The 8,228-nt window shown below is 54.8% G+C and carries 6 protein-coding genes; all 6 read left to right on the forward strand.

Going from position 1 to position 8,228, the window contains the following annotated elements; genetic code table 11:
* Window positions 1-555 precede the first annotated feature (555 nt).
* The 6 genes from VMJ32_00290 (at window position 556) to VMJ32_00315 (ending at window position 8,190) form a co-directional block, all read left to right on the forward strand.
* Window positions 556-2,691 carry a hypothetical protein gene (locus VMJ32_00290; protein ID HTQ37432.1) on the forward strand — a complete coding sequence of 712 codons (2,136 nt, stop codon included), beginning with the start codon at window positions 556-558 and terminating at the stop codon, window positions 2,689-2,691.
* 350 nt (window positions 2,692-3,041) lie between these two features.
* The gene (locus VMJ32_00295; protein ID HTQ37433.1) at window positions 3,042-3,479 is read left to right on the forward strand and encodes a type II secretion system protein; all 438 of its coding nucleotides are present in this window, start codon (window positions 3,042-3,044) and stop codon (window positions 3,477-3,479) included.
* A 142-nt stretch (window positions 3,480-3,621) separates the two neighbouring features.
* The gene (locus VMJ32_00300; protein HTQ37434.1) at window positions 3,622-5,151 is read left to right on the forward strand and encodes a hypothetical protein; all 1,530 of its coding nucleotides are present in this window, start codon (window positions 3,622-3,624) and stop codon (window positions 5,149-5,151) included.
* Entirely contained in the window at window positions 5,148-5,690 is a 543-nt protein-coding gene (gene pilO / locus VMJ32_00305) for a type 4a pilus biogenesis protein PilO (protein ID HTQ37435.1), read from the forward strand. Before VMJ32_00300 ends, pilO begins: the two co-directional genes overlap by 4 nt.
* A 1-nt stretch (window position 5,691) precedes the next feature.
* Complete coding sequence (locus VMJ32_00310) at window positions 5,692-6,270, forward strand: hypothetical protein (protein HTQ37436.1); 579 nt, start codon at window positions 5,692-5,694, stop codon at window positions 6,268-6,270.
* Window positions 6,271-6,423: 153 nt separating this feature from the next.
* Window positions 6,424-8,190 (forward strand): GspE/PulE family protein, encoded by a 1,767-nt coding sequence (locus VMJ32_00315; protein HTQ37437.1) that lies wholly within the window; start codon window positions 6,424-6,426, stop codon window positions 8,188-8,190.
* The last annotated feature ends 38 nt before the right edge of the window (window positions 8,191-8,228 follow it).

Here is an 8,228-nt window from a genome sequence, read left to right on the forward strand (position 1 = left end):
CTGCGGTAGTACTCATGTTTCGCGGGCAGTGAGCAAGATCCGGGCAAATCTCCACCTAGCAACAATAGTTTCTATTTTGCCCTCGCGCCCCCCTCTTTGGAGCATGATGGGTTTTCCCTTCGGTTTGGCAGTGCCGCATAATCGATAGCAACGCTGCCATCCTTCCGAATACTATTCATAAATGGAAAGCAGCAGGCCCTCATGCAGAGCTCAGCATTGGTAGCAAGACGCTCCACATTGCCGCGAATTGGCCATCTTGGACGCTTCTCGCCCGCACTCTCTTGAAGTGGGGGCGCCGCTGGCTGCTAGCTTCAGATTTGCCGTTAATTATTAGCTAGTTTGTGCCGATTAGCAGAGTGCGGCATTCCGCAATCGGTAATGTCGCTACAAACCTCCCAATCAAATGTGGTGCGCTTGGAGTTCCTTGCGGAATCCAAACGCTGCTGTGAATTTTACGGGCGCTTCAATTAGGTAGGAATGAGTCATCCATTGCTGACGTCAAATCACGTGAAGAGACGCCGCATTTTTAGCCTGAGCCGATCTCTTCCACGAACGATGGTCGAACTGCTGCTCCTCTGCTTGGGGCTGGCAGATGTTGCCGGTTGCGCATCGTTGAAAGTGAAGGACACGTTCAGCGAAACAGCGCCGCAACAAACGCAGCAAAATGCGGCCAACTCCGCGCAGCACCAATTTGCACCCTCGATGAAAATCTCGGGCGGTTTACGGCAGCCATCAGCAGCTGACTCCGCCGGCTCTGCTCCGCATGGAATAGCAAATCAAAATAACTACGAGTCGAATGGCTGCGTCCAATTAGTATCCGATTCGGTTCCTCCTGCTGGTGGTGATGACGATTCTACAAAGAGTGACGAATCCTCGGCGGGTGATGAAACCGATGAGCAGTTTCCGCCCGGCGTCGTGCCGAAATCACAGGGAGACATTGATTATTTGAAGGATCTTGGAGTCGCCAAGGATTCTGATACTCCCCCGCCCGCGCCGCCGCCGATTCCGCCGCAGCCCACGCTGAAACAAGCAAATCAGCCGCAATCTTCGGAAAAACAGCCGGCTGCAGAACTGCCATTGCCGCCTGAGCCAATGGAATCTTCCCCGATTGGAGTCCCCCAAGGCGGTTACCAAAACGATGGCGGAATGATGCACTTGGACGGAGTGGACGTCCGCAAAGTCCTCGAGATTTTAAGCCGCAACAACGGGCTGAATATTGTCGTCTCCCCCAATGTAACGGGCCGAGTCACTGCCAACCTGGCCAATTTGCCGCCGCGGCAAGCCCTGGAAGTGATTCTAAAATCGTGCAATTTGATCGAGCGCGATGAAAATGGCGTCATCTATATCTACACGCCGCAGGAAATGAAGGTGCAAAACAGCGGAGTACAGGAAGACCCAATGGGGGTCCACGTATATCAGTTGAACTACACGCGCAGCACCGATATTGCCAAGATTATTAAGCCGTTTTTGAGCAAAGAAGGAAAAATGACTGCTACTCCACCCAGTCAAGTAGGCGTGACGCCCATTAGCCTGGTCAATAACCAAGTGATCGGCGGCGGTGGGGGCAGCAGTGGGGGCAGCGGCGGGGGAGGCGGTGGTGCAGCTGGTGGAGCAGGGGGGGGCGGAGGCGGAGGTGCTCAGTCGATATCGGGCGGCGATGCGCTGGCAACACCAGAAGCAGTCGTTGTGGAGGACCGCCGATCGGTGCTTGCCAAAATTGACAAGATTGTAACCCAGCTCGATGTCCAGCCGGCACAGGTGCTCATTGAAGCCGTCATTCTGAGTGTACAGCACACTTGCGATTGCGAATTGGGGGTGAATTTCGGCGTTGTCAATAGCGCGGGACAAGTGCTAAGCGTCGTTGGCAACGGTTCGTTGCTGAATGCCGCTGCCGGTTTCGCACCACAAAGCGTTGTGGTCGATGGGTTGCTGAAAAGCGGTTTCACCGCTGACAACGTTCCGGAGGGCCAATTCGGCTTATCGGGGAAGAACCTTACCGGGTTCATCAAGGCATTGGAAGAAATCGGAAAGGTGGAAGTATTGGCAACGCCCAGATTGCTGGTGCTAAATAAACAGCCTGCGGAGCTGCAATTGGGAGATCAATTAGGTTATAGCACTCTTAGCCAAACCGTCGTCAGCACCACGCAGCAAGTTCAGTTTCTTAATGTGGGCACCATATTGCGAGTGCGCCCGTTCATATCGAACGACGGCGCGGTACGTATGGAAGTGCATCCAGAGCGCAGCAGCGGTCAAATTGTCGACGGCATTCCGCAGGCCCACACTTCCGAGGTCACCACGAACGTCATGGTGCCTGATGGAGCCACTTTGGTGATCGGCGGATTGATGGATACGGAAGTCGACACGGACCAATCCGGCTTGCCATATCTCAGCCGTCTGCCGGTAGTGGGGTATTTGTTTGGCCAGCGCACCAAGAGCGTCACCAAGAAAGAGCTGATTGTTTTGATGACGACTCACATTTGGAATTCCAAAACTGGATGTGTTTCCGACGATGGCACCGTCGCCACGGACATGTCTGGCCGGCCAATTCCAGCGGAGCTGGCGCCGCCGGATTGGCTGCCAAATCAATCGAGCCAGATTCCTTTAGAACGTCCTGAGCCGGAGTTGTTGCCGGCCCCGGCGCCAACGCCGGCAACGCCGTTGGCCCCCATGCTGGCCGAGCCGAAAAAATAGTCCGCCTCTGTGCTCATGCGTCGCCAATGCGTGGCGGCCTGGCAACATGAGCGTTTCTTAATTGCAACGCGCTCCTCGCCAAATGTTGTCCGCGCTGTCTTTACCCGTACGCCCTCATGTGCGTTGGAGCGCACATTGGCTTATGGCAACAAAAAGATTTGACAAGCGGTTTACCGCAATCTAAGAGTTTTTAGCGTTGCAGCGTACTTGTGGAGGGTGGCCGGACCCTTAAGTCTGACCAATTGCCCTGATGGTCGGCGGATGTTTCCGATGGGAATGTTCCTTTCGCATCCAGCCTTGCATTCAAACTTGTTGCCCACATGTATTGTGCAAGACCAAGGAGAACAAATATGAGTCGTCGTTCGTTTTCAAAGGCACCCCGCAGTGGCTTTACGTTGGTCGAATTGGCGGTAGTCATCGTTATCATCGGCGTTTTGGCGGCGTTTGGTGTGCCCCGGTTCCTGAAGTCAGTGGAACGCTCGAAGGCAGCTGAAGCATTCAATTACCTGTCAGCCGTGCGCGATTCGCAAGAGCGTTATCAAGCACAGAATGGCACCTATGCCGACGACGTCAGCCTGCTGGACATCAGTTTCCCCGCCCCGAAGTACTTCACCGTGGGAACACCAGCGGCCGGCTCCAGTGGCCATATCGAGGATTCCTGGACTTTGACGTTGACCCGCGCGGGATCATCGTCGGGATACGGCACCTACACGGTGACGTTCACCGACCAGGGGTATGATTCCACGAATAGCACGATTGTTGCCGATGTGAATCCGATGGGTGGTTAACCTCCGCAATTCGAGTTGAATTAACTAAGACCTTACCCTTCGTGAGGCTGAATCTTTTCAGTTACCCCTTTGATTTGGCGAGCCCATAGGGCGGCGAGCCCGCGACGCCGCCGCAAAGGCCCGCGGAACGCAGGAGACACCTGTGAAAGCGGTACTGACAAGATTTACGCCTTACAAGGGTATTGGTCTTTATATCGGCGAGCATGAAGTGTTCGTCAGTCAGGTGGCTAGCACGCCCCTGGGTTCCAGCGAAATTGTCCACGCCAGCGACTCGTACGAGCCGGAAAACCTTGCAGAAACGATCACGAATCTCATCGCACCGCTGGCAGGTTCTCGGAAGCGTGCTTGCTCCGTTACCTTAGGCATTTGCCCACGGCGCGTCTTCTACTCCACACGTCCTTCTCGAGTTGAAAGCGCGCCTTCAGAGCCGCAAACGTTGCTCCGCGAAGTGTTGCAGTCTCCCAATGCCTGCATCGACGAGATGACGGCTGAAATGCAGTCCAGCGTGTTCGGCAAGAACAAATTTGTGAGCATCGTTTCCTGCCGTACTGTGTACCTGGCCGATTTGTTAAAAACGTTGCAAAAATGCGGCATCCGTCCCCTGCGCACCGAACCGGCGCCCCTGGCGCTTTTGCGGGCGGGTGTACAACAGCGGCGCACGCGCCGCTCAACCATCGCGATTCGCATGTTCTTGAGTGATCATGAGGCGATTGCCATGGTGACCGCCGCCTCGACCTGCATCCTCTGGAAATCTTTCAGCTTGCCCAAGGGGAGAGAAATACCAACGATTTGCTCGTCGATCCGTTCGTGCCAAGCCATGGCAACGCGTTGTGGCGTCGATGGGCAAGCCGATGTGGCTATCGTCCACGGCCGCCAGGATCTCCGTGGCGGCTTGACCAGCGACGAATTTGCGAAACGAGCCGGATTGCAAATCGCTTGCTGCGATAGTCCCCCGTGGAACGGCGCAGCGGTGGCGTATGGATTGGCGCTCAGCTCGCTGACGCAGCAATCAGGGCAGGGGTTGGACCTCAGCCGGTCGCTGACTCCTGCTCCCTCCATGTGGCAAATCTTTCCTAAGGGAGAACTGGTTGTGCAGCTGACGCTCGTGGTCTGCATGGCGCTGGTTATGTTTCTGCACTGGCGCGGACTAAGTCAATCCGATTGGCCGTTGCGCAACGAGCTGGCAAAGCATCCCTGGGTTGGCTCAAAAACACAAGCCGAGCTAAACAAAGAACAGCAATTCTTAAATAACCGCGTCGAGGCAATCCGAACATTTGTCGGCTCGAGAATTATTTGGACTCGATACACCGCTGATATTTCCAATCGTGTTCCAGAACAGACCACGCTGCTGACGCTGCTGGGCATTTATGAATTGGAAGATCCAAGATCCAAAATTCCGCCGAAAAAATCCTACACAATTCGCGCCCAATCGCCGATTCCTGCTGACGGTTCCACACCCAAACAAATCGACCAGTTATTAACGCAGCTGCGAGATTCGCCGCTGTTGCAGCAGAACTTTCCCGTGGTGGCCCTCTCGGACATAAAATGCCCAACAGTAGAGAAAAAGAATGAAGTCAGCCAGGCACTTTTCACGGTGATTTGCCTGCCTAAGTCCGGCAGTCCGTCGGCTTCATCTGGCAACGAAACGGCTTCCAAGGAGGAACACAAATGAGCCGGCAAACAGCTAGAAAACGCAAAAGTTCTGTCGCGGCTCTCGTCGAGCGCCTGCACAACCCCGGTTTCCTACGGGCTGTTGTCACCGGCATTGTGTTAGCGGTGGCCTACGTCGGGGTCTTCAGCCCGCTGGCTGCGAATATTGATGAAGACATGCACAAGCTGGCGGCCCAAAAGAAGCTTTTGGAGACCGTGCAAGACATCGAAACCCTTCGCAAGGAATATGCCACGTTCAAAGACCGTGTGCCCGACAAAGCCGACACTGACGAATGGGTCCAATACATGTTGGTCGGCATCAGGCAATTTCCGCTGAAGCTGATTTTATTGGATCCCGGCGCCCCGAAGGAGGTCGGGCCTTACAAGGGAATCGTGATGCGAATCGAGCTCAACGGCCAACTGCGCGACATGAATGACTTTTTGAAATGGCTGGAATCGAATCCGCGTCTCGTGCGAGTTGACATTATGGATATCGAAACGTCCATTCAAACCAAAGGCGCGCTGGTGATGCACTTAACTGTTGTGGGAGTGACAGGCTAATATGCCCACTAAACTTTCCAGAATAGCGCCGATCGCCGTAATTGCCGGAATTCTCGGCTACCTTAGCTGGCCGTACTTTGACGATCCTACCGCCATCTCAAAATCCAAGAATTCCGACAAATCGGCCGCTGCGTCGCTGGCCAGCTTATTGAATCCATCGCCCGCGGGCGACATTCGGGACGGACTCTTCGAAATTCCGCAATCCCTTGGCGCTAAAGTCGCTCAGAAAGCCTCGACGGTCGCTGGTAAATCGACCGCCGCCAAAAAAGGACCGGCGGCCGATGCACGGCGCGTAGATGAATTTAAGAATTTTACTCTCAGCGGAACTTATGTCGCCGGCGGCAGCCGCTTCGCGGTGATTAACGGCTCGCTGTATGCCGAAGGCGAACAGATTACAGCTTCCGGAAAGGGGGCCAAGGCCGCGCACAACGCTTATACAGTTGCGCACGTAGATATCGACAAAGTTGTGCTAAGTTTCCAAGGAGAAACCAAAGAATTGCACTATGCCGATCCCTTACCCACGCCAGAGCCGAAGGCCAATTCGGCAAAACTTACAATGAGTGCCGACAGATCGCATTGATTGCCATACCGGCGTTCATCCGTTTAGTCGTCGGAACAATCGCCCAGGAACGGCCGCCATGATCTCCACCAAGTCACCACGCCCCACCCCTCACAAATGTCCGGCGACAACAACGGTTGACTGCCCACACCATCAACGAAGAAATCAAAAGCAGTGACGCCTTCGGAAACCACCACCGCCTATCCGCTTCTTGTGCAATTGCTCTTCGACAAGGGTTTGCTCACCGCAGAGCAGTTGTCTGCGCATGGGGAAATTCTGGCGGTCGAAGATAACCGGCGCGAAGTGGCGGTTATCGAAAGCGAACTTGTCGGCGAGCAAGATATCGCGCAGGTTTACTCTGAATACCTGATGGCGCCGCTCTATGAACCGCCGCCGGATAATTCAATTGTCGATCGCGCGCTGGCTCCATACATTCCGGAAAAACTTTGCCGCGAACACTTCATTGCCCCGGTCGCTGTTGATGAAGAAGGCATTACCGTCGTCTTCACCAGTCCAAACAGTCTTTTGATCGCCGATGAAATCGAATTTCTTTCCGGGCTTTCGGTCAAGCCGCTCATCACCACGCATTCCGTCGTCGAGGGATTGATTGACGCGTACTTTTCGACCGACGGAAAATATCGCGCCAGAAAAATTACTAAAAAAGCCTCCACAAAACGCAGCAAACGCGAGGGAGAAAAGGGCAAAGACGACGAGGGTTTCGGCGAAGACGATGGGTACGGGCCAAGTGGCGAAGTCTTGGATCTTGACGAAGCGCTGCCTTCGGGTCCCGACGGTCGCACCATTATGCTCGTCAATCAAATTCTCGAACAGGCGATGAGCCGAGGCGCCAGCGATATCCATATTGAGCCCTTCGAGGAAACCTGCAAAGCCCGCATTCGTGTCGATGGCGTATTGCAGGAGCTCACTCCGCCGCCACGCTCGCTTTACTTGCCCGTGGTGTCACGCTTCAAAATCTTGGCCAAGATGGATATTGCCGAGAAACGGGTTCCCCAGGACGGCGCCATTTCTTTGCGGGTTGGGGAGAAACGGGTCGATCTTCGCGTCAGCACCGTGCCCACCGTCTGGGGCGAAAAAATCGTGATGCGTATTTTAGATAAAGGCGCTATCCCCGTTCAACTCACAGGCCTGGGATTTGACGAGCGGCAATCCAAGGACCTGATGGAATCGATCGACATGCCTCACGGGCTGATGTTAGTAACCGGACCGACAGGCAGCGGCAAAAGCACCACGCTGTACGCCTGCCTGAACTACCGGAATCACCCCGATGTCAACATCTGCACGGTTGAAGATCCCGTCGAATACAAGTTTGACGGGATGAATCAAATTCAGGTGAAGACGCAAGTAGGGCTAACCTTTGCCAGCGTTTTGCGCGCTTTTTTGCGTCAGGATCCCGACGTGATCATGGTGGGCGAGGTGCGCGATCAAGAAACGGCGCAAATATGTCTGCGCGCCGCCTTAACCGGCCACTTTGTGCTTTCCACCATTCATACCAACGACTCCCTTTCCGCAGTTAGTCGCTTGCAAGATATGGGAATTGAGCCGTTCTTGCTGGCGGCAACCTTGCGCGTGCTGGAAGCCCAACGGCTCATCCGCCGGTTGTGCAAAGAGTGTAAGCAACCCTTCTCCTGCGACGAAGAAACCGCCCAGCGCTACGGCTTTGAAGCCGGGCAGGAAATGTTTAAACCCAAAGGCTGCAATGTTTGCCGTGGCAACGGATATAAGGGGCGCGTGGGCGTTTTTGAAGTGGTTCGAATTACAGCCAATATGGCCGATTTGATTCAAAAGCGGACCCCACTGCCAGAATTACGCGAAGCAGCGCGCGCCGAAGGCATGAAAATGCTCGCCGACAGCGCGCTGGACAAGGTTCGTAACGGAATGACCAGCCTGGAAGAAGCGCTTTCCATTGCCACCAGCGATTAGTTAGACCACCGAAACCCGCCACTCACTGCCACGCGGAA

Source organism: Pirellulales bacterium (assembly GCA_035499655.1).
In the GTDB taxonomy this organism is placed as follows: domain Bacteria; phylum Planctomycetota; class Planctomycetia; order Pirellulales; family JADZDJ01; genus DATJYL01.

Bases quoted from the DNA above. Each gene is read 5' to 3' on its own strand.
- VMJ32_00290 (HTQ37432.1), top strand. From the start codon at position 556: ATGGTCGAACTGCTGCTCCTCTGCTTGGGGCTGGCAGATGTTGCCGGT.
- VMJ32_00310 (HTQ37436.1), top strand. From the start codon at position 5,692: ATGCCCACTAAACTTTCCAGAATAGCGCCGATCGCCGTAATTGCCGGA.
- VMJ32_00295 (HTQ37433.1), top strand. From the start codon at position 3,042: ATGAGTCGTCGTTCGTTTTCAAAGGCACCCCGCAGTGGCTTTACGTTG.
- pilO (HTQ37435.1), top strand. From the start codon at position 5,148: ATGAGCCGGCAAACAGCTAGAAAACGCAAAAGTTCTGTCGCGGCTCTC.